At 52.4% G+C, this 21,792-nt stretch carries 20 protein-coding genes and 1 pseudogene; 9 read left to right on the forward strand and 12 right to left on the reverse strand.

Annotated elements, in window-relative coordinates; translation table 11 throughout:
* Positions 1 to 24 precede the first annotated feature (24 nt).
* Positions 25 to 188 (reverse strand): annotated as a pseudogene (locus tag ABLV75_RS14055) (VapC toxin family PIN domain ribonuclease); the annotation flags it as partial.
* Between the two features lie 110 nt (positions 189 to 298).
* On the opposite strand from ABLV75_RS14055, the gene ABLV75_RS14060 reads away from it, so the two are divergent.
* Complete coding sequence (locus tag ABLV75_RS14060) at positions 299 to 1,216, forward strand: alpha/beta hydrolase (protein ID WP_004107374.1); 918 nt, start codon at positions 299 to 301, stop codon at positions 1,214 to 1,216.
* Between the two features lie 17 nt (positions 1,217 to 1,233).
* Here ABLV75_RS14060 and fabY read toward each other — a convergent pair whose 3' ends face one another.
* The 5 genes from fabY to typA form a co-directional block, all read right to left on the reverse strand.
* Positions 1,234 to 2,175 (reverse strand): fatty acid biosynthesis protein FabY, encoded by a 942-nt coding sequence (fabY, locus tag ABLV75_RS14065; protein WP_004107372.1) that lies wholly within the window; start codon positions 2,173 to 2,175, stop codon positions 1,234 to 1,236.
* Between the two features lie 44 nt (positions 2,176 to 2,219).
* Positions 2,220 to 2,657, reverse strand: coding sequence for a D-aminoacyl-tRNA deacylase (gene dtd / locus ABLV75_RS14070; protein ID WP_004107369.1), 438 nt, complete (start codon positions 2,655 to 2,657; stop codon positions 2,220 to 2,222).
* Positions 2,654 to 3,514 (reverse strand): virulence factor BrkB family protein, encoded by an 861-nt coding sequence (locus ABLV75_RS14075; RefSeq protein WP_004107366.1) that lies wholly within the window; start codon positions 3,512 to 3,514, stop codon positions 2,654 to 2,656. Before ABLV75_RS14075 ends, dtd begins: the two co-directional genes overlap by 4 nt.
* Complete coding sequence (gene yihX / locus ABLV75_RS14080) at positions 3,508 to 4,107, reverse strand: glucose-1-phosphatase (RefSeq protein WP_004107358.1); 600 nt, start codon at positions 4,105 to 4,107, stop codon at positions 3,508 to 3,510. The genes ABLV75_RS14075 and yihX overlap by 7 nt, the downstream gene beginning before the upstream one ends.
* Positions 4,108 to 4,240: 133 nt before the next feature.
* Positions 4,241 to 6,064, reverse strand: a complete 1,824-nt coding sequence (gene typA, locus ABLV75_RS14085) for a ribosome-dependent GTPase TypA (protein ID WP_004107356.1) — start codon at positions 6,062 to 6,064, stop codon at positions 4,241 to 4,243.
* A gap of 378 nt (positions 6,065 to 6,442) precedes the next feature.
* Between typA and glnA the strand changes: the two genes are divergently transcribed.
* The 4 genes from glnA (at position 6,443) to ABLV75_RS14105 (ending at position 10,729) form a co-directional block, all read left to right on the forward strand.
* Entirely contained in the window at positions 6,443 to 7,852 is a 1,410-nt protein-coding gene (gene glnA / locus ABLV75_RS14090) for a glutamate--ammonia ligase (protein ID WP_004107355.1), read from the forward strand.
* A 188-nt stretch (positions 7,853 to 8,040) separates the two neighbouring features.
* Complete coding sequence (gene glnL, locus ABLV75_RS14095; protein ID WP_142448436.1) at positions 8,041 to 9,090, forward strand: nitrogen regulation protein NR(II); 1,050 nt, start codon at positions 8,041 to 8,043, stop codon at positions 9,088 to 9,090.
* An 8-nt stretch (positions 9,091 to 9,098) separates the two neighbouring features.
* Positions 9,099 to 10,508 (forward strand): nitrogen regulation protein NR(I), encoded by a 1,410-nt coding sequence (gene glnG, locus ABLV75_RS14100; protein ID WP_004107350.1) that lies wholly within the window; start codon positions 9,099 to 9,101, stop codon positions 10,506 to 10,508.
* A gap of 110 nt (positions 10,509 to 10,618) precedes the next feature.
* Positions 10,619 to 10,729 carry a YshB family small membrane protein gene (locus ABLV75_RS14105; RefSeq protein WP_016809591.1) on the forward strand — a complete coding sequence of 37 codons (111 nt, stop codon included), beginning with the start codon at positions 10,619 to 10,621 and terminating at the stop codon, positions 10,727 to 10,729.
* Positions 10,730 to 10,765: 36 nt separating this feature from the next.
* Here the strand turns inward: ABLV75_RS14105 and hemN are convergent, their stop codons facing one another.
* Both hemN and yihI read right to left on the reverse strand, forming a co-directional pair.
* Positions 10,766 to 12,139 carry an oxygen-independent coproporphyrinogen III oxidase gene (gene hemN / locus ABLV75_RS14110; protein WP_004107348.1) on the reverse strand — a complete coding sequence of 458 codons (1,374 nt, stop codon included), beginning with the start codon at positions 12,137 to 12,139 and terminating at the stop codon, positions 10,766 to 10,768.
* A gap of 188 nt (positions 12,140 to 12,327) precedes the next feature.
* A complete protein-coding gene (gene yihI, locus ABLV75_RS14115) occupies positions 12,328 to 12,834 on the reverse strand; it encodes a Der GTPase-activating protein YihI (RefSeq protein WP_004116778.1) in 507 nt (168 codons plus the stop codon).
* A gap of 584 nt (positions 12,835 to 13,418) precedes the next feature.
* Between yihI and yihA the strand changes: the two genes are divergently transcribed.
* Positions 13,419 to 14,051 carry a ribosome biogenesis GTP-binding protein YihA/YsxC gene (gene yihA / locus ABLV75_RS14120; protein WP_004107344.1) on the forward strand — a complete coding sequence of 211 codons (633 nt, stop codon included), beginning with the start codon at positions 13,419 to 13,421 and terminating at the stop codon, positions 14,049 to 14,051.
* A gap of 347 nt (positions 14,052 to 14,398) precedes the next feature.
* On the opposite strand, the gene polA is transcribed toward yihA, so the two are convergent.
* Positions 14,399 to 17,188: a DNA polymerase I gene (gene polA / locus ABLV75_RS14125; protein WP_004107343.1), complete on the reverse strand. Its 2,790-nt coding sequence runs from the start codon at positions 17,186 to 17,188 to the stop codon at positions 14,399 to 14,401.
* Between the two features lie 396 nt (positions 17,189 to 17,584).
* Here polA and ABLV75_RS14130 point away from each other — a divergent pair, with 396 nt between their 5' ends.
* Entirely contained in the window at positions 17,585 to 18,484 is a 900-nt protein-coding gene (locus tag ABLV75_RS14130; RefSeq protein WP_032729179.1) for an acyltransferase, read from the forward strand.
* A gap of 49 nt (positions 18,485 to 18,533) precedes the next feature.
* Here the strand turns inward: ABLV75_RS14130 and dsbA are convergent, their stop codons facing one another.
* The 3 genes from dsbA to ABLV75_RS14145 all read right to left on the reverse strand — a co-directional run bounded on the left by dsbA (position 18,534) and on the right by ABLV75_RS14145 (position 20,516).
* Positions 18,534 to 19,157 (reverse strand): thiol:disulfide interchange protein DsbA, encoded by a 624-nt coding sequence (gene dsbA / locus ABLV75_RS14135; RefSeq protein WP_004107338.1) that lies wholly within the window; start codon positions 19,155 to 19,157, stop codon positions 18,534 to 18,536.
* A 27-nt stretch (positions 19,158 to 19,184) separates the two neighbouring features.
* Positions 19,185 to 20,171 (reverse strand): serine/threonine protein kinase, encoded by a 987-nt coding sequence (locus ABLV75_RS14140; RefSeq protein ID WP_004107336.1) that lies wholly within the window; start codon positions 20,169 to 20,171, stop codon positions 19,185 to 19,187.
* A gap of 75 nt (positions 20,172 to 20,246) precedes the next feature.
* Entirely contained in the window at positions 20,247 to 20,516 is a 270-nt protein-coding gene (locus ABLV75_RS14145) for a YihD family protein (protein ID WP_004107333.1), read from the reverse strand.
* A 71-nt stretch (positions 20,517 to 20,587) separates the two neighbouring features.
* Between ABLV75_RS14145 and mobA the strand changes: the two genes are divergently transcribed.
* Together mobA and mobB are read left to right on the forward strand one after the other, a co-directional pair.
* Positions 20,588 to 21,169 (forward strand): molybdenum cofactor guanylyltransferase MobA, encoded by a 582-nt coding sequence (gene mobA / locus ABLV75_RS14150; RefSeq protein ID WP_004107332.1) that lies wholly within the window; start codon positions 20,588 to 20,590, stop codon positions 21,167 to 21,169.
* Positions 21,166 to 21,672 (forward strand): molybdopterin-guanine dinucleotide biosynthesis protein MobB, encoded by a 507-nt coding sequence (gene mobB / locus ABLV75_RS14155; protein WP_004107330.1) that lies wholly within the window; start codon positions 21,166 to 21,168, stop codon positions 21,670 to 21,672. The genes mobA and mobB overlap by 4 nt, the downstream gene beginning before the upstream one ends.
* Positions 21,673 to 21,792: the final 120 nt, after the last annotated feature.

Below are 21,792 nucleotides of genomic sequence, written 5' to 3' on the forward strand. Positions count from 1 at the left end.
GGGCAGCCTCTTCTGCTGCCCGACTTACAAATGATAAGGCGTAATCACTCCCGGTATGCCGGCAAAACTTTTGCTTTGCGCGTGACCAGTTCATAACGATCTATTTGCGCTGTTGCCAGTACGATGGCATCCGGCAGCTTTATCCCATACTCCTCCCTGCGATTGCTGCTTCGTCCAGCAATGGGTTTCACTTTTGCGAGCCGCTTTCCAGAATCACTTCCCAACGAAAATCCCCGGTTTTCTTTTGCTCACAATCAGGCTATAAACCTGTATATCCAAACAGGTTAAGGGAATAAAAATGGCGCTTGAAAAGGGTATTGCAATACAGGTGCGGGAGTTTATCGATGCGGGTCGCCCCTCATCGCGCGCTCAGAGTATTGATGACCGGAGACGCGGCTATATCGCCAGCACGGTACTGGCTGGGGAGCAAGAAAAGCGCGTTCAGGTAGAAGATATCGAGCTCGAAGGCATGACATTTCGCATTGTCTCCCCCCTCAACGCCTCAGGCGCTCTCCCTGCGGTCATCTATTTTCACGGCGGCTGCTTTATCAGCGGTAGTTTCGCCACGCATGACCATCAGCTCCGTCAGCTGGCTTACCACAGCGGCTGCCGGGTTATCGCCGTGCAATACCGGCTGGCGCCGGAGCACGCTTTTCCCGCCGCCCATGACGATGCTGAAAAAGGCGCACTGATTATTCACCGCCACGCGCCGCAGTTAGGCATCGACGTTTCGCGTATTACGCTTGCGGGCGATAGCGCCGGGGGTCATCTGGCCTTGGTCACCGCTCTGCGGCTGAAAACCACCCGGGCATGGCAACCCGCGCAGCTTGTTTTGATTTACCCGATGCTGGATGCCACCGCCAGTATGAAGAGCTATATCGATAACGGTAAAGATTACATTATCACCGAAGACACTCTGCTCAGCGGCTATGAAATGTACCTTTCGTCGACGACACTCCACCACCCGGAAGCCAGCCCGCTATGGCGTAAAGACTTTAACGGCTTACCGCCGGTGCATATTCTGACGGCAGAATACGATCCTTTGCGTGATGAAGGCGAAGCGCTTTACCAGCGCCTGCTTGAACAGGGCGTAGAGTGCACCTGTCAGCGCTATCTCGGAGTGATTCACGGCTTCTTCCAGCTGGGCGGTATCAGCCCAGCGGCAGCCAGCGCGATGAGAGATATCGCCTGGCGGGTAAAATCACCGGGCCAGTAGATAAGCGTAAAGGGAGGCTACTCCTCTTCGTTGCCACCCTCTTCATAAGAGCCGAACGGCTTCGCAGGAAGCACGATATAGATACCCTCAAAAACCGCGCCGAGCCGATCGTCACCGAATAGCTCAACCTGCAGCTGAACGCGCGCTTTGCGCCCACGCGCCAGGCGATCGAGATCGCCGCTTAATGAGCCGAGATCGGCAACAGCGCTGGGGCGTCCGCTAATGGGCTGACTGTAACGAATATGAGCATCTGCGAGAATAATTGTGCCACCAAGATGCCGCTCGCGCAGCATCAGCCAGATAAGCCCCCAGCCGGTTAACGTTGCCTGCGAAAACAGGCTGCCGGCAAACAGCGTATGGTGGGGATTCTGGTTACCAGCTTCCGGCATAGTGGTGATAAACTTTTGCCCGGTATACTGCTGAATGCGCACGCCCATTTTTTCACTAAGAGGGATGTGCTGATACCAGGCCTGCTGCAGCTGAGCGCACCAGTCGCCGCGATGTAAAATATCGTCCAGCGAGGCTATTGGCTTAATCATCAAAAAATGACGAATCGGCGTGGTGGTCGGCGTCGTGATTTCACCCTGGTTCACAAACCCGAGCTTGGCAAAGAATTCTACCGCGTCTTCACGGGCGCTACAGGTCACGCGCTTAACGCCTTCCTGACGGGCGACGGACTCCAGCGTCATCGCCATCAGGGTTCCCAGCCCCTTATCCTGTACTGACGGATGTACGGCCATAAAACGGATCGAGGCTTCGTTTTCCGCGTTCACATACAGTCGCCCAACGGCAACCAGATTACCCTCTTCATCGACCACCATTTGATGGTGCGCCATCGCATCCCACGCATCGCGCTCGGACCCTTTCGGCTGATGCAGCGGCTTACGCAGCATCTCCCAGCGGAACTGGTAGTAGCTCTCTAACTCTTCTTCTGTTTGCGGTACGCGAAGGTGATACATAGCTGTACTCTCTTTTGTTACCCGCAGCCTGCCCGGAAGCTGGCTCATACCTGCAACCAAAAGGTCACAGGACCATCATTCACCAGAGAAACCTGCATATCGGCAGCAAATCTCCCGGTCTGCGTATTCATTTTCTGCTGGCGGCAGCGCTCAACGAAATACTCGTACAGCGCTTCCGCTTTATCCGGTGCCGCGCCTTTAGAAAATCCAGGACGCATCCCGCGCTCGGTATCCGCTGCCAGCGTAAACTGTGAAACCACCAGCACGCTGCCGCCAGCCTGCTGCACGTTAAGATTCATTTTGCCTTCAGCATCGCTAAAAATACGGTATCCCAGCACGCGTTCGCACAGGCGATTCGCCTTTTGCTCATCATCGTCTCTCTCGACGCCTAACAGCACCAGAAGCCCGGGACCGATTTCGCCCGTCACTTCATCCTCCACGGTAACGCTAGCTCGGGATACGCGTTGAATTAATGCAATCATGATTGTTCTGTTTCTTCTTTTTTCAGTTTGCGGTATTCACCGAGAGTGACAGTAATTTCAGCGCCAAGCAAGACGATACACCACGTCCAGTACACCCAGACGAACAAAATGGGTACCACGGCAAGCACGCCATAAATCAGCTGATAGGACGGGAACGCAGTGATATATAAAGCAAAAGCTTTCTTCCCCGCCTCAAAGAGCAGCGCCGCAACCAGGGAACCGATTATCGCATCGCGGTTACGGACCTCGGCCGTCGGCACAATGCTGTACAGCAGCCAGAATGCCACCCACGATAAAATGAGCGGAAAAATACGCAGCACATCGTCAATCACGCTATTCAGATCGCTGGCCCAGCGTAACGACAGGAGATAGGAGCTGATCGCAAGGCTGGCCCCCGCCAGCAGCGGCCCCAGCGTGAGGATCATCCAATATACGGCAAAGGAGTAGGTTTTTGGCCGGGTTCGGGTGCTGCGCCAGATAGTATTCAATGCGCTATCAATGGAATACATCAGCAGCAGCGATGTCACAATCAGGCCGAAAGCGCCCACGGCGGTCATCCGACTGGAGTTGGCGACAAACTGCTCGATATAGCCCTGAATCACATCGCCGGTGGTCGGAATAAAATTGGCAAAAATAAAGTGTCGAATCTGGATACTGACATCAGAAAACATCGGAAAGGCCGCAAACAGCGCAAATATAACGGCGATAAGCGGCACCAGGGAGAGTAACGACACATAGGCCAGGTTTCCCGCCAGGGTCGTCATATGATCTTCATCAATACGCCGCCATAGCAGCTTCAGCCAGGCCACCAGCGGCCGCAGATGGCGCGCTGTTTTTTGATGAACGGTTTTTAGCATAGCTGCTTCGCAAAGTAGTTCGGTATCGTCTCCTTTCCGGTCACCAGAATTGACGTGATACCTAACTGATCAGCGCCGGCAATATTATCCGCGTTATCATCGAAGAAAACCGTATCCTCAGCGGAGAAACCTTCCGATTCGAGCACGCTCTGGTAGATCCGCGCTTCGGGTTTACGCATCCCCATCTCCTGGGAGAGATAGATATGGTCAGCCACGGCGCGTATTTCTGGATATTCATCCGGCCAGAAGGTGGTATGCAAACGGTTAGTATTGGACAGGACCACGACTCGATGCCCCTGCTCGCGTAATTTTTGCATAATTGCCGTCACCTCCGGTCGCAGGGCGACGAAAACCGCCTGCCAGCCGTGGGAGAACTGCTCGTAGCTAAGCGGCATGTTCATTTCGTGGCACATCGCCGCCGCAAAATCCTCATCGCTAATTTCGCCGCGCTCGTGCTGATGGAACGCTTCACCCATAGTGAAATGCTGCTTCAGCGTCGCAAGAGGGATCCGCGTTAAATCGCTCCACGTCCCGAGCACCCGGTTGAAGTCAATATCGACAATCACATTACCTAAATCAAAGATATAGAGCATGGCCCTCTCCTTTTGCACCGTGGAAAATTAACTGTAGCGGGAAAGGGGGAGTTTGACTATGGGTGGCAGGGCTTTGTACAAAAAAGAAACCCTGCCATTGAGGCAGGGTTCAGATAGCGAAAAGAAGCGTTAATTACTCTTCTTTCGCGCCACGCATTGCGCGTTTACGGTCGTTCTCGGTCAGATGACGTTTACGGATACGAACGGAAGTAGGGGTAACTTCAACCAGTTCGTCGTCATCGATGAACTCCAGAGCCTGCTCCAGGGTCATCTTAACCGGCGGAACCAGAACCGTTGCTTCGTCAGTACCGGACGCACGCATGTTGGTCAGTTTCTTACCAGTCAGGCAGTTTACCGTCAGGTCGTTAGAACGGCTGTGAATACCGATGATCTGGCCTTCGTAAACTTCTGCGCCGTGGCCCAGGAACAGCTTACCGCGATCCTGCAGGCTGAACAGCGCAAACGCCACCGCTTTACCCTGACCGTTGGAGATCAGAACGCCGTTCTGACGCTGACCCACATCACCCGCACGAACGTCATCGTAGTGGCTGAAGGTGGAGTACAGCAGACCGGTACCGGAGGTCATGGTCATGAATTCTGAACGGAAGCCGATCAGACCACGGCTTGGGATCACGTAGTCGAGACGTACGCGGCCTTTGCCATCTGGATTCATGTTTTTCAGGTCGCCTTTACGCTCACCCAGCGCCTGCATAACAGACCCCTGGTGCTGCTCTTCGACGTCCAGCGTCACGTTCTCGAACGGCTCTTGCTTACGGCCGTCGATTTCGCGGAAGATAACTTTCGGACGGGAAACCGCCATTTCGAAACCTTCACGACGCATGTTTTCGATAAGAACGGACAGGTGCAGTTCACCACGGCCAGAAACGCGGAATGCGTCTGCATCCGGAGTTTCTTCAACGCGCAGCGCCACGTTGTGCACCAGCTCTTTGTTCAGGCGGTCAAGGATCTGACGAGAGGTAACGTACTTACCTTCTTTACCGCAGAACGGAGAGGTGTTAACGCAGAAGAACATGGAAACGGTCGGCTCATCGACGGACAGCGCCGGCAGCGCTTCAACATTCTGCGTATCGCAGATGGTGTCAGAGATGTTCAGCTCGCCCAGACCGGTGATCGCGATGATATCGCCCGCTTCAGCGATGTCGCTCTCGATACGCTCCAGACCCAGATGGGTCAGAACTTTACCGACTTTACCATTACGGGTTTTGCCTTCGCTATCAACGATAGTGACCTGCTGGTTCGGCTTCACTTTACCGCGCTTGATGCGGCCGATACCGATGACGCCAACGTAGTTGTTGTAGTCCAGCTGGGAGATTTGCATCTGCAGCGGGCCATCAAGGTCAACGTTCGGTGCCGGTACGCGATCGACGATAGTCTGATACAGCGGAGTCATATCCTCAGCCATATCTTCGTGATCCAGACCCGCGATACCGTTCAGCGCGGAAGCGTAAACGATAGGGAAGTCCAGCTGTTCGTCGGTAGCATCAAGGTTAACGAACAGGTCGAATACCTGATCGACAACCCAGTCAGGGCGCGCGCCAGGACGGTCAACTTTGTTGATAACAACAATCGGCTTCAGACCGTGGGCAAAAGCTTTCTTGGTGACGAAGCGCGTCTGCGGCATCGGACCATCAAAGGCATCAACCACCAGCAGCACAGAATCTACCATGGACATGACACGTTCAACTTCACCACCGAAGTCGGCGTGCCCAGGGGTATCAACGATGTTGATACGGTAATCATTCCATTTGATAGCAGTGTTTTTAGCGAGGATGGTAATCCCACGCTCTTTCTCCAAATCGTTGGAGTCCATCACTCGTTCTTGTGCTTCAGTACGCGCGTCGAACGTACCAGATTGCTGTAGCAGCTTATCAACCAGGGTAGTTTTACCATGGTCAACGTGCGCGATGATGGCGATATTACGCAGATTTTCGATCACAACTTTGCCTCAGGCATTAGAAATAGCGCGTTATTGTACACGGATTAATCGCAGTACAAAACAGGATCACAAACATCCTCCGCAAACAAGTATTGCAGAGATTCTTTGTGATCGCTTTCACGGAGCATTAAAAGGGTTATTCGAGTCCAATTGCACCAAATAAGTGCCCAATGTTCACACAAATGCACTATATTGGTGCAATGCATTCATTTTGGTGCAGCCCTTTTGCACGATGACGTGCATGATAACGCCTTTTGGGGGCAATTTAAAAGTTGGCACAGATTTCGCTTTGTATTTTTTAAGGCAACAACGCCACTTTTAGTAGCAAAAAAGTTTTCGTTTCCACGACGACACAGACCAATCCGGGAGAGTTTAAGTATGTCCGCTGAACACGTTTTGACGATGCTGAACGAGCATGAAGTGAAGTTTGTCGATCTGCGCTTCACCGATACCAAAGGTAAAGAACAGCACGTAACTATTCCTTCTCATCAGGTAAATGCCGAATTCTTCGAAGAAGGCAAAATGTTTGATGGCTCCTCGATTGGCGGTTGGAAAGGTATTAACGAATCCGACATGGTTCTGATGCCGGATGCAACCACCGCGCTGATCGACCCGTTCTATGAAGAACCGACTCTGATCATCCGCTGCGACATCCTGGAACCCGGCACTCTGCAGGGCTATGACCGCGACCCGCGTTCCATTGCTAAGCGCGCTGAAGAGTATCTGCGCTCTACCGGCCTGGCTGACACCGTACTGTTCGGGCCAGAACCAGAATTCTTCCTGTTCGATGACATCCGTTTTGGTGCGTCCATTTCCGGTTCCCACGTCGCTATCGATGATATCGAAGGCGCATGGAACTCCTCCACCAAATACGAAGGCGGCAACAAAGGCCACCGTCCGGGCGTGAAAGGCGGTTACTTCCCGGTTCCGCCGGTAGACTCCTCTCAGGATATCCGCTCCACCATGTGTATGATCATGGAAGAGATGGGCCTGGTTGTTGAAGCTCACCACCACGAAGTGGCGACTGCCGGTCAGAACGAAATCGCCACCCGCTTTAACACCATGACCAAAAAAGCGGATGAAATTCAGATTTACAAATACGTTGTGCACAACGTCGCACACCGTTTCGGCAAAACCGCGACCTTCATGCCAAAACCGATGTTTGGCGATAACGGTTCCGGTATGCACTGCCACATGTCCCTGTCCAAGAACGGCGTAAACCTGTTCTCCGGCGACAAATACGCGGGCCTGTCTGAACAAGCGCTGTACTACATCGGCGGCGTTATCAAACACGCTAAAGCGATTAACGCCCTGGCTAACCCGACCACCAACTCCTACAAGCGTCTGGTCCCGGGCTACGAAGCGCCGGTAATGCTGGCTTACTCTGCCCGTAACCGTTCCGCGTCTATCCGTATTCCGGTTGTCACCTCTCCGAAAGCGCGCCGTATCGAAGTGCGCTTCCCGGACCCGGCGGCTAACCCGTACCTGTGCTTCGCCGCGCTGCTGATGGCTGGCCTTGACGGTATCAAGAACAAAATCCATCCGGGCGAAGCCATGGATAAAAACCTGTACGATCTGCCGCCGGAAGAAGCGAAAGAGATCCCACAGGTTGCAGGCTCTCTGGAAGAAGCACTGAACGCGCTGGACGCAGACCGTGAATTCCTGACCGCCGGCGGCGTATTCACCAACGACGCTATCGATGCTTACATCGCCCTGCGTATGGAAGAAAACGACCGCATCCGTATGACTCCGCACCCGGTTGAATTCGAGCTGTACTACAGCGTCTGATTTTGCTGTAAATCCATGGTGCTTCGTGTTGTGGCGCGAGGTACCAGGGATGTTTTGTTGCCGTGGAAACTTTCAGCCCATCTCAGGATGGGCTTTTTTCTCCACCAACACGCTGATCTCGTGAGCTTTTTATTCATAAAAAGCTATACTGCACTAAAATGGTGCACTCTTTTTCTGGAGACTGTCGAATGGCAACAGGCACACTGCCCGATGCTGGGCAGATCCTTAACTCTTTAATCAACAGTATCTTACTGGTCGATGATGACCTGGCGGTTCATTACGCGAACCCGGCAGCGCAGCAGCTGCTGGCGCAAAGTTCTCGTAAGCTATTCGGCACGCCGCTGCCGGAACTGTTGAGCTATTTCTCGCTGAATATCGGCCTCATGCAGGAGAGCCTCGCTGCGGGGCAAGGTTTTACCGATAACGAAGTGACGCTGGTCATTGATAGCCGCTCGCATATCCTTTCCCTGACGGCGCAGCGCCTGCCGGAAGGCTATATTCTGCTGGAAATGGCGCCGATGGATAATCAGCGTCGTCTGAGCCAGGAGCAGCTGCAGCACGCACAGCAGATTGCCGCACGCGACTTAGTGCGTGGTCTGGCCCATGAGATTAAAAACCCGCTGGGCGGTTTACGCGGAGCGGCACAGCTGTTGAGCAAAGCGCTGCCCGATCCTACGCTAATGGAATATACCAAAGTCATTATTGAACAGGCCGATCGGTTAAGAAATCTGGTCGACCGTCTGCTGGGGCCGCAGCATCCCGGGATGCACGTGACGGAAAGCATCCATAAGGTCGCTGAGCGGGTAGTGAAGCTGGTGTCGATGGAGCTGCCGGATAACGTCAAACTGGTTCGCGATTACGACCCCAGCCTGCCGGAACTCCCGCACGACCCTGACCAAATCGAACAGGTGTTGCTGAATATCGTCCGTAATGCGCTGCAGGCGCTGGGACCCGAGGGCGGCGAGATCACTCTGCGCACCCGCACGGCCTTCCAGTTAACCTTACACGGCGTACGCTATCGCCTCGCTGCGCGCATTGACGTTGAAGATAACGGCCCGGGAATACCGTCTCATTTACAGGACACGCTGTTTTATCCGATGGTGAGCGGGCGCGAAGGCGGTACCGGACTCGGTCTGTCTATTGCCCGCAGCCTTATCGATCAGCACTCCGGGAAAATTGAATTTACCAGTTGGCCAGGGCATACCGAATTCTCGGTGTACCTGCCTATTCGGAAGTAGAGGTGTTTATGCAACGAGGGATAGCATGGATCGTTGACGACGATAGCTCCATCCGTTGGGTGCTTGAACGCGCGCTCACCGGGGCAGGCTTGAGTTGTACAACGTTTGAGAGCGGTAACGAGGTGCTTGATGCCCTCACGACCAAAACCCCGGATGTGCTGCTGTCTGATATCCGCATGCCGGGAATGGATGGGCTGGCGCTGTTAAAGCAAATTAAACAGCGCCATCCAATGCTACCGGTCATCATAATGACGGCGCATTCGGATCTTGATGCGGCGGTCAGCGCCTATCAGCAAGGCGCCTTTGATTATCTGCCGAAACCGTTTGATATCGATGAAGCGGTAGCGCTGGTTGACCGGGCAATTAGCCATTACCAGGAGCAACAACAGCCGCGTAATGCGCCGATTAATAGCCCAACGGCCGATATCATCGGCGAAGCGCCGGCAATGCAGGACGTCTTTCGCATTATCGGCCGCCTGTCTCGCTCTTCTATCAGCGTGCTGATCAACGGCGAATCCGGTACCGGCAAAGAGTTGGTTGCCCATGCTCTGCATCGCCACAGCCCGCGCGCCAAGGCGCCATTTATTGCGCTGAATATGGCGGCAATCCCTAAAGACTTGATTGAGTCAGAGCTCTTTGGCCACGAGAAAGGCGCTTTTACCGGCGCCAATACCGTGCGTCAGGGACGTTTTGAGCAGGCAGACGGCGGTACGCTGTTCCTTGACGAGATTGGCGATATGCCGCTGGACGTCCAGACCCGTCTGCTGCGCGTCCTGGCCGATGGTCAGTTTTACCGCGTGGGCGGCTATGCGCCGGTGAAAGTGGATGTGCGTATTATTGCCGCCACCCACCAGAACCTTGAGCTGCGCGTCCAGGAGGGGAAATTCCGTGAGGATTTGTTCCATCGCCTGAACGTGATTCGCGTCCATCTGCCGCCGCTGCGCGAGCGTCGGGAAGATATTCCTCGCCTGGCGAGGCATTTCCTGCAAATTGCCGCTCGTGAACTGGGCGTGGAGGCCAAACAGCTGCATCCGGAGACGGAGATGGCGTTAACCCGGCTGGCGTGGCCGGGCAACGTTCGTCAGCTGGAAAACACTTGCCGCTGGCTGACGGTGATGGCCGCGGGTCAGGAAGTTCTGACGCAGGATCTCCCCAGTGAGCTGTTTGAAACCGCGATACCGGATAATCCGACGCAAATGCTGCCGGATAGCTGGGCGACGCTGCTGGGGCAATGGGCCGATCGCGCGCTGCGCTCCGGTCATCAAAACCTGCTCTCAGAAGCGCAGCCGGAGATGGAGCGTACGCTGCTGACCACCGCGTTACGCCATACTCAGGGGCATAAACAAGAGGCGGCGCGGCTGCTAGGGTGGGGCCGTAATACTCTGACGCGTAAGTTAAAAGAGTTGGGAATGGAGTAGCAGCGCAGCGGCGCGTAAAAAATAGTCATCCAGCGCAAACTGCTGCTATTTTGTACTTTACTGTTGCTATGCGTTGAGTATGATCTTGCCCGGAAAGACGGGGGGTAATCATGCTTGAATCACTCATTAATATTATATCGAGCGGAGTTGCAGCAGGTCATACGCCGCAGACGGCGGTAGCTGCCGTCCTGTGCGCGGCGATGGTTGGGCTGTTTAACTGATAATATCCCCTCTCCGGTAAGGAGAGGGGATATAGCTTATATCACGCGAGAAAACTGCTGCATCCGCGCTTTCTGCCGCAGGTAAGCATCAAAACACATACAGATATTGCGAATCAGCAGCCGGCCTTTCGGCGTAACCTGAATGCCCTTCTCATCCACATCCACCAGCCCGTCTTTAGCCAGCGGCGCCAACAATTTCATATCTTCGGCAAAGTAGTCATCGTAGATGAGCGCCCACTGTTTCTCTACCGCCGCAAAGTCGAGACGGAAGTTACAAATCAGCGCCTTAATGACATCACGACGAATGCAGTCATCGCGCGTCAACGCAATACCGCGCCACAGCGCCGTCCCGGTTTCATCGACCTGTTGATAATACTGTTTCAACTCTTTCTGGTTCTGCGCATAGCAATCGCCAATCATACTGATCGCCGACACGCCCATCCCCAGCAGGTCGGTGTCTCCCTGGGTGGTATATCCCTGGAAGTTGCGATGCAGAATACCTTCCCGTTGGGCTATCGCCAGCTCATCATCAGGGCGGGCAAAGTGGTCCATGCCGATAAACTGATATCCCGCAGAGGTTAACGAAGCAATCGTCTCCTGAAGAATATCCAGCTTTTGTTCAGCTGAGGGCAAATCGGCATCTTTGATTTTGCGCTGTGCAGCAAACAGCGTTGGCAGATGCGCATAGTTAAATACGCTCAGACGATCGGGATTAAGCTCCGCCACTTTCTGTAGCGTATAAGCGAAGCTCTGCGGCGTTTGCTTCGGCAGACCGTAAATCAGGTCGATATTGGTTGAGGTAAAGCCGATATCACGCGCGTGATTAAGGAGCGCGAAGATAAATGCTTCATCCTGCTCGCGGTTCACCAGACGCTGCACTTCTTTGTTGAAGTCCTGCACGCCCATGCTCAGGCGGTTAAAGCCTTCGGCGCGTAAATGATCCAGGACATCAAGCTCAATTTCACGCGGATCGACTTCAATGGAAATCTCTGCATCCGCGTTAAAATCGAAATGCGTACGCAGCAACCCCATCAGGCGGCTAATTTGCGCTTTGTTCAGATACGTCGGCGTACCGCCGCCCCAGTGCAGCTGATTAACCTTGCGGCCAGCAAAAAGCGGAGCGCGATGAATAATCTCCTGCTCAAGCACATCCAGATACTGGTCAGCCTTATGCTGCTGGCGGGTGACGATTTTGTTGCAGCCGCAGAAATAGCAGAGTTTATGGCAAAACGGGATATGCACGTATAGCGATAGAGGACGCTGCGGATAGCGGGCAACCGCCGCATCAAATTCAGCAGCGCCAAATTCTGGAGAAAACTCCAGCGCGGTGGGATACGAAGTATAACGCGGCCCGGAATAATTATATTTCTGGATCAGGGCCAGATCCCAGTCGATTAACTGCACAGACATGCTCACTCCTTCCGATGGTGCCGTCGGCGGGTACGCCGCCCCGGCCCAACCGCACCTCGGGTAATGAGCCGGTTGCGCAGCCATTTCTGACGCCGCGACAACCGTCGTAGTTTAACGAATAACCACAGCAGATAACATATAACCAGAAGGGTTATAAGCAGGACCGGGAATCCGATGGGATGCAAACGTTAGTTTCCACCCTTCAGCAGGCGCATCATATCTTCTTTGCGCTCTTCCTCTTCTTCATCTTCGTCATCATCATAGGAGAGGCCCAGCTGCTGCATCAGCTCATCAATGCGATCCAGTTTGGCATCAACCCAGGTTTGCTCTTCAGCATTCAGGGTGCCGCCCTCTTCAAGGCGTTCCAGCAGCGCATCCAGGCGCTCATCGTTCTCCAGCAAATCCAGCTCAGCCTGCGGTGAAAGCATAGGTTTCTCGCTCTTTGGTTTATGCTGCTTAATCGCCGGAGCGCTTTCAGTTACGCCCAGCGGGATGGGTTTTTTACTGCCAATTCGGGGATCTTGCTGCTGACCTTGTTTTTTTGCTGCTGAAGCGGTGTCGCCACCGGTCGCACGACTGCCTGCCGCATGGCCGCGATGCTTCTTCTGATGCTTACGCTCGCGAGCTTCCTGGTTCAATTCTTCACGCGTTTTGCGATTTTTTTTGCCACGAGGTACGGATGTCGGTTTTTTCATGTTGGGTAATCTTCAGGCCATTTTCTTCAGTATAGAATTGAGGCGGAATCTAGCAGAAAGCAAGCAAAGAAAAAAGGCGACAGATTACTCTGTCGCCTTTTTCCGTACTGACAACCCTTAAAGGGCTTCTACTTTCCCTGTTAGCTAACGACACACCCTGTCTTTCCTTCAGCTACCAACGGTCCCTGTTACTTCCATTTCCCTTTAAAACGTCTTCCAGACGTTTGTCATCCTGACAATCCGTAGTCCTCGCCTCCTGGCGCTTCCTGACCCCTCATCCTGAGTCATCATCCTGTTAGCATCCTCGCCCTTGGTCACTACTTTACTGGTTTGAGGAAAACCTACAACTGACTGTACAGAAAAAAATCTAATTTCAGAATTTTCTTTCAGCTTAATATCATGATTTATAAGCTTTTGTGTTATTTATGCTCGGATTTTTCTCACTCATATCTCATATAACCAATAGCCAATATCTCACAAAGAGTGTGGTTTTAACTTACATCAATGAGATGCGGTAAAAACAGTCTTTTTCTGTTGTTCAGGTATAATCCCCGCCATAGCCTGATTTAACGGAGACGACCGTCTTGACCAACTGGAATTATCAACTGACGCATTTTGTCACTAGCGCGCCAGATATCCGCCATCTTCCTGCCGATACCGGTATTGAAGTGGCATTTGCTGGCCGCTCTAACGCCGGGAAATCCAGCGCTCTGAATACGCTGACTAACCAAAAAAGCCTGGCGCGCACGTCGAAGACGCCCGGGCGTACGCAGCTGATTAACCTGTTTGAAGTCGCTGAGGGCAAACGCCTTGTCGACCTGCCGGGCTATGGTTACGCCCAGGTTCCGGAAGAGATGAAGATCAAGTGGCAGCGCGCGCTGGGTGAATATCTTGAGAAACGCCTCTGTCTGAAAGGGCTGGTGGTGCTGATGGATATTCGTCATCCGCTTAAAGATCTCGATCAGCAGATGATCCAGTGGGCCGTCGAAAGCGATATCCCGGTGCTGGTACTGCTGACTAAAGCCGATAAGCTCGCCAGCGGTGCGCGGAAAGCGCAGATCAATATGGTTCGCGAAGCGGTCATCGCCTTTAACGGAGATGTGCAGGTAGAAGCGTTTTCTTCCCTGAAGAAGCAAGGTGTGGATAAACTGCGTCAGAAGCTGGATAGCTGGTATAACGATATCCCGCCGCAGGAAGAACCCGAAGACGGCGAATAAGTTCGCAAAAAACCCGGATAGCGGCGCGTGAAGCCTTATCCGGGCTCCCCGCCTTTGCATGCATCGATGCGTAAAATTTTCTTTCGCGCAATAAAAAACGCCCCGGTCATAAATGACCGGGGCGGCTAAAATATTCAGCCAAATCCGATTACGTGAAGTAAAAGGTCTGAAAGATAGAACATCTTACCTCTGTACCCTACGTCTTTAACTCTACTCTTCTTTCGGTTACGGATAAAGCATTTTTTGTAGTTTTTTTTCACTCTTTACATAGCAAATTCAAATGATCATCACAAAACACGATAAGTTATGTTACTCACTTACAAAAAATGACCTTACCCGACGAATACTTAGTGCGCTTGATCCCAGTTTTCTCCACTACCGACTTCCACCAGCAGCGGAACCGCCAGCGTCGTACTGCTCTCCATCAGTTCGTGGATCTTTTTCGCGACCGCCTCAAGATCATCCTTATGCACTTCAAAGACCAGTTCATCGTGCACCTGCATGATCATCCGCACGCGGGGTTTTTCGCTTAGCAGCCAGCCGTCTACCGCGATCATCGCGCGTTTAATGATATCGGCCGCGGTACCCTGCATTGGCGCATTGATCGCCGCACGTTCGGCGCCAGCGCGGCGCGCGCCATTGCTGGATTTAATGTCCGGCAGATAGAGACGACGACCGTCCAGCGTTTCAACATACCCCTGCTCTTTGGCCTGGGTGCGAGTACGCTCCATATACTCCAGAACGCCCGGATAGCGCTCAAAGTAGAGATCCATATACTTTTGCGCTTCTTTGCGTGGGATATTGAGCTGTCGCGCAAGACCGAATGCGCTCATGCCGTAAATCAGACCAAAGTTGATCGCCTTCGCGCTACGGCGCTGCTCGCTGCTAACGCTCTCCAGCGGCAAACCAAAGACCTCAGCCGCCGTCGCGCGGTGGATATCTTTGCCTTCCGCAAATGCGGTCAGCAGGCCCTTATCGCGGGAGAGATGCGCCATGATGCGCAGTTCAATTTGCGAGTAGTCGGCCGAGACAATGAGATAATCTTCCGGTGCAATAAACGCCTGGCGGATACGTCGCCCTTCTTCGTTGCGTACCGGAATATTCTGCAGGTTCGGGTCGGTAGACGACAAACGCCCCGTAGCGGTCACCGCCTGGTGATAGGAAGTATGAACCCGCCCCGTTTTCGGGCTGATCATCAGCGGCAGCTTATCGGTATAGGTGGATTTAAGTTTTGCCAGTCCACGATATTCGAGGATAACTTTCGGCAGCGGATAGTCCAGCGCCAGCTCTTCCAGCACCTCTTCCGAGGTAGAAGGCGCACCGCCAGGGGTTTTCTTCAGCGGCTTAATGCCTTGTTTTTCAAACAAGATCGTTTGCAGCTGCTTCGGCGACGAGAGGTTAAACTCTTCACCCGCAATATCGTACGCCTTCTTCTCCAGTTCAATCAGGCGCTTGGCTATCTCCTGAGAATGCGCATGCAGCACGGCCGGATCAATCTTCACGCCGTTACGCTCCACGCGGGATAGCACCGGCACCAGCGGCATTTCAATATTTTTAAAGACGTTCAGCGGACCTTCATTTTGCTGAAGTTCAGGCCACATTTTGAGGTGCAGCTGCAGGGTGACATCCGCATCTTCCGCCGCGTAGCGGCCTGCTTCTTCCAGCGCAATTTGGTTAAATGTGAGCTGGTTTTTACCTTTCCCCGCGATTTCTTCGAAGGTAATGGTTTTGTGCTTCAGCCAGCGATCGGAGAGACTATCCATATCATGACGGCCCGCCACGCTGTCGAGAATGTAGGACTCCAGCATGGTATCGAAGGCAATACCGCGCAGTTCAATGCCGTAGTTAGCCAGGATCCCGCGGTCATATTTGAGGTTTTGTCCAACCTTCAGAACCTTGCCATCTTCCAGTAACGGTTTCAGCAATTCCAGGACGCGGTCGCGAGGGATTTGATCCGGCGCGTCCAGATAATCATGGGCGACCGGTACATAGGCCGCCACGCCAGGTTCAATGGCGAAGGAGAGGCCCACCATATTGGCGGATACGTTATCCAGGCTGTCGGTTTCGGTATCAAAGGCAAAAAGCGGCGCTTTCTTCAGGTTTTCAATCCAGGTGAGCAATGTTTGTTCATCCAGAATGGTGACGTAGTTTTCAGCGGAGAGCACTGTCGCGGTTTCTTCTTCTGCCTCGGCCACTTCGGCAGCCGCTGCCAGCGGCCTGGCCGCAGACTTAGCGCCTTTTGCCTGCATCCACTTACCGGACTCTACATCAGTGATCCAGCGTTTAAATTCATATTTTTTAAACAGCGTCAGCAGTTCATCCGCAACAGGTTGTTCAACCAGCAGATCTTCACAGCCCAAATCCAGTTCAACGTCCGTTTTGATCGTCGCCAGCTGATAAGAGAGGTAAGCCACCTCTTTATTCTGTTCCAGCTTTGCCGCCATCGTTTTCGCGCCGCGGAAAGTCAATCCGGCGATTTTTTCAGGCTCAGCATATAACGTATCAAGACCACCCAGTCCCTGCAGAAGCGCCTGCGCGGTTTTCTCCCCCACCCCAGGCACGCCCGGAATGTTATCCGAGGAGTCACCCATCAGGGCCAGAAAATCGATGATCAGTTCCGGTGGAACGCCGTATTTTGTCACGACTTCGTCGGGGCCAAGGATGGTGTTAGTCATGGTATTAATGAGCGTAATACCCGGCGTAACCAGCTGAGCCATATCTTTATCACCGGTGCTGATCAGCACCGGACGCCCTACTTTTTCAGCTTCACGGGCCAGGGTACCGATGACATCGTCTGCTTCCACGCCAGGAACGGCCATTAGCGGAAGGCCCATCGCTTTCACCATGGCATGCAGCGGCTCGATCTGCGCACGGAGATCGTCCGGCATCGGTGGACGATGAGATTTATAGTGCTCAAACAGTTCATCCCGGAAAGTCTTTCCCTTGGCATCAAACACAACGACAGCATGGGTCGGTTGATACTGCAGGATCAGGCTTCGCAGCATATTCAGCACGCCATACATGGCGCCTGTCGGTTCGCCTGCGCTGTTCGTCAGCGGGGGGAACGCGTGGTATGCCCGATAAAGGTAAGAAGAGCCGTCAACGAGGATGAGAGGGTTTTCTGGGATCTGAACCATATTTTCCGTGCCTGTTTATCAGATTATCGGTAAAGGATGCCACAGACGGACATTAAATCCTGAATTTTTCCCACATTTCGTCGAAAAGATTCAGCGATCCCCAGGATCGCGTTGCGGCCTAACCTGTGGATAACTTTGTGAATAGTTTTATAACGTTGATCGACCAATGATTAATAAAATAATATAACGGAAAAATATTCCATATTTATCATGCAATTATAGGTTCACAACCTGCTTTATTATCATCATGGCGACTCGATGTTCCATGTGGATATAAGATCCAGAAATTTTTCTGTTCTGGTAAGACCCGTTATTTACTCTATTTTCTGATAAAATCAGCCCCTTGCGCTGTTTATAGGCGTTCTTTATCAGCCTAACTTTCTGAATAATTTAACTATGCCGAGATTACTCGCCGCGATAACGCTCCCGCTGAGTATCGCCCTGACTATCATAGTCACCGTCATCTGCTCCGTGCCAATCATCATCGCCGGGCTGATTAAACTTCTTGTGCCCGTTCCTGCGGTCTGGCGCTCGATATCCGTTTTTTGCAATTTCATGATGTACTGCTGGTGTGAAGGACTGGCGTGGCTGCTGCGCCTTAATCCCTGTCTTAAATGGGATGTACAGGGCCTTGACGGTCTGAGTAAAAAGAACTGGTATCTGCTTATCAGCAACCATCACAGCTGGGCCGATATCGTGGTACTTTGCGTCCTGTTCCGCAAACATATTCCGATGAATAAATATTTCCTCAAGCAACAGCTCGCCTGGGTTCCGTTTATTGGGCTGGCCTGCTGGGCGCTGGATATGCCTTTTATGCGCCGTTATTCCCGAGGCTATTTACTCCGCCATCCCGAGCGCCGTGGCAGAGATGTTGAAACTACTCGCCGCTCCTGCGAGAAATTCCGCGCGCATCCCACCACTATCGTCAACTTTGTTGAAGGTTCACGTTTTACTGAAGAAAAGCGACAGCTAACCCGTTCGCCATACCACAATCTGTTAGCGCCAAAAGCGGCAGGTATCGCAATGGCATTAAGCGTGCTGGGCTCGCAGTTTGATAAGCTGTTGAACGTCACGGTGTGTTACCCGGAAAATAACCAAAGACCGTTTTACGATATGCTGAGCGGTCGATTAACACGCATTGTGGTGCGAATCCATCTTGAGCCCGTAGCGGAAGAGCTGCATGGCGACTATGTAAATGATAAAAACTTTAAGCGACGCTTTCAGCGTTGGCTAAATACGCTCTGGGAAGAGAAAGATCGGCAGCTAACGGAAATCATGCAGCAGGCAAAGAAGTGACTTGGGACGCAGAAAAGAAAAACGCCGGTCAGTGACCGGCGTTTATTTTTTATTTCTTATCAACCAGCTGCTTAACGGTATCAGCATACTGGGCAACAAATGCGTCCATGTTGCTGGTATCCATACCCTGCGGATTAAGCTGGTATTTACCATTAACGTACATAGCAGGCACGCCCTGCAGCTGGAAATCAGCAGCGGCTTTCTCTTGCTGAGCCACCAGAGATTTCACCACAAAGCTGTTCCAGGCCGCATCGTAATCTTCACCTTTGACGCCGGCATCAACGAAGACCTTACGAATATCGGCCACGGTCTGGACGGTCTGGTTTTTCTGTACCGCTTCAAACATTGGGACGGTGATCTTATCTTCCACGCCCAGCGCCATCGCCACAGCCCATGCCTGAGTCAGATCCTTGCCTAGTGGACCCAGGAACTCAACGTGGTATTTTGTCATTTTGACGCCTTCCGGCAGCTTTTTCTTCACGTTATCTGATACGTGAAGGACTTCTTCAAACTGATAGCAATGCGGGCAATAGAACGAGAAAAACTCGAGCACCTGAGGCTCACCAGCAACGGGTTTATCGAGGGTAATATACTGCTTACCGTCGGTGATCTGGGCAGCGGATGCACTAAAAGCCAGAATCATACCAGCCAGCGCCAGCCAAATTTTTTTCATGATTAACTCTCTCCTGGATATATCACATTAATACATTGGCGTTAACTGAAGAGGCGGTTCTTGCAGAACCTTTACCTGCTCAAGAAAAGTTGTTGTCTGCCCGCGCCAGTAATCTTCCCCGGTCAACCATGGGAAATTTTTAGGGAAAGCGGGATCTTCCCAGCGCCTTAACAACCACGCCAGATAATAAACTAACCGCATTGCACGTAAAGGCTCGATGAGAGCAATCTCATCCGTATTGAAAGGGCTAAACTCTTCATACGCTTCAATAATCATCTCAAGCTGCATACGCTGCTCGGGTTTATCACCGTTCAACAGCATCCACAGATCCTGGATAGCAGGGCCGTTACGTGAATCATCTAAATCAACAAACAAGGGGCCATCGCGCCAGAGGATGTTTCCCGCATGGCAATCACCGTGTAACCGTAAAATATTGGCGCGTCCGTGCCATTGCGCCATTACCGCGTCAATGAGTTTATCGGTAGCGCTGAGAAAGGCATCTTTCAGGCCAGCAGGAATCAGTGGGGAGAGCTCAAAGACCTGTCGGGGCTCCAGAAGATACTCATTGGTGCCTATCTCCGGACGAGCGACAAAGCGCTGTTTGCGTCCCGTTTGATGCATACGGCCAAGATAACGCCCAACCCACTCCATCTGATCGAGATTATCCGCCTCAAACTGACGTCCACCCAGGCTGGGGAAAACGGCGAAAAAGAATCCCTGATGTTGGTGAAGCGTGCTCTCGTTAAACAACAAAGGCGCCGCAACGGGCACGTCGTCCTCAACGAGCTGAAGCGAAAAGTGGTGTTCTTCGAGGATTTGTTCGGCAGACCAGCGCTCAGGACGATAGAACTTCACCACATAGCGGCGACGATCTTCGTCCTGAAACTGGTAAACTCGGTTCTCATAGCTATTAAGCGGAGTAAGACCGGAATCTACCCGCATACCCAGATCAAATAAACCATCAATGATGGTATCCGGGTGAAGCGTCTGAAAAGTGAAAGCCTTATCGTGCATCCTGACATCCGATAATCGTACGAATGATACAGGATATCATCTCATTGCCGATTCCGCGGCAGCGCTTACAACCTTTTACTCTTTAATCACGCCGCGGGCGCGTAGCAAGGCGGTTTTAAAATCTTCTTCATAATCTTTCTGGATACCTGGAATAACGGCCTCTTTTGCCGAGTCGCGCATTTTCAAATGGTAGATCAGAATATCGTCGGAAAGATCGCTCAATTCGCCAGCATAACCCGCTTCTTTCGCTAGTTTTTGCAAGAATTGCATCAAATTCAGTTCAGGTTCTTTCTGCCAGGCCGGCTGGAGGAGTTCAATCACTTCATTCAGGCGTTTACATTTCATAGCAATGCTCCTTAATCTTGATAGGAGTACGTTAGCAGGGACAAACCCACAATGAAAGAGGCGATATTGATATGCAGGGTGAGGTAATAACCGGCGTCGTGCTGGCGGGGGGAAGAGGCACGCGCATGGGAGGAATAGATAAAGGATTACAGCTGCTGAATGGTAAGGCCCTGTGGCGTCATGTCGCCGATACGCTGCAGCCTCAGGTCGCCAGGCTGGTGATTAGCGCTAACCGCAATCTTGATTGCTGGCGAAGCAGCGGCTACCCGATTATTACCGACTCTCTGAACGACTTTCCCGGGCCGTTGGCCGGCATGCTTTCCGTAATGCATCAGGTCGAGGGCGAATGGTTTCTGTTTTGTCCGTGCGATACGCCATTTATCCCATCATTTCTGGCGACTCGCTTAGTGCAGCACAAAACATCAGCCCTGGCCGTTTGGGTACACGATGGTGAACGAGACCATCCGGCCATTGCTCTGGTAAATCGCAAGGTGATCGGCGAACTGGAAACGTATCTGGCCGCAGGAGAGCGGCGAGTAATGGTATTTCTGCACAAAATTGGCGGTCATAGCGTCGATTTTAGCGATGTAAAATCAGCATTTATAAACGTTAATACTCTCGACGATTTGCAACATATGCAGGTGCCATCATGATCCCACTTTTAGCCATCGCCGCCTGGAGCGGCACAGGTAAAACAACCTTATTGAAGGCTCTGATTCCGGCACTGCGCGCAGAAGGTTTACGGCCAGGGCTAATTAAACATACCCATCACGATATGGACGTGGATAAGCCGGGTAAAGACAGTTATGAACTGCGTAAAGCCGGAGCGGCTCAGACCATTGTCGCCAGTTCGCAGCGTTGGGCATTAATGACGGAAACGCCAGATAAGCCTTCACTGGATCTGGCATGGCTGGTCAGCCGAATGGATGCCTCAACGTTGGATTTAGTCCTGGTTGAGGGTTTTAAACATGAACCCGTGCCCAAAATCCTGCTTTATCGGCACAACAGCGGGCATAGTACAGAAGAATTAGTGTTTGACGATAATGTGATTGCTATCGCCAGCGATAGGCCGGTCGAGACGTCGCTTCCACTGTTAGATTTAAACGATGTTCCGCAGATAGCCGCTTTTATTATGCAGTGGTTAAAAGGGGTTTAGCCAGGAGCAGGTAAATTTTCAGGTACATAGCCATGATCTATCGGCCTGAAGGTGTCTGTTGGTATTTTCAGACGACAAAAACGCAAAAAGCCCATCCGTCAGGATGGGCTCTTCACTTGT

It is taken from the genome of Klebsiella sp. CN_Kp066 (assembly GCF_040065135.1).
Lineage (GTDB): Bacteria > Pseudomonadota > Gammaproteobacteria > Enterobacterales > Enterobacteriaceae > Klebsiella > Klebsiella oxytoca.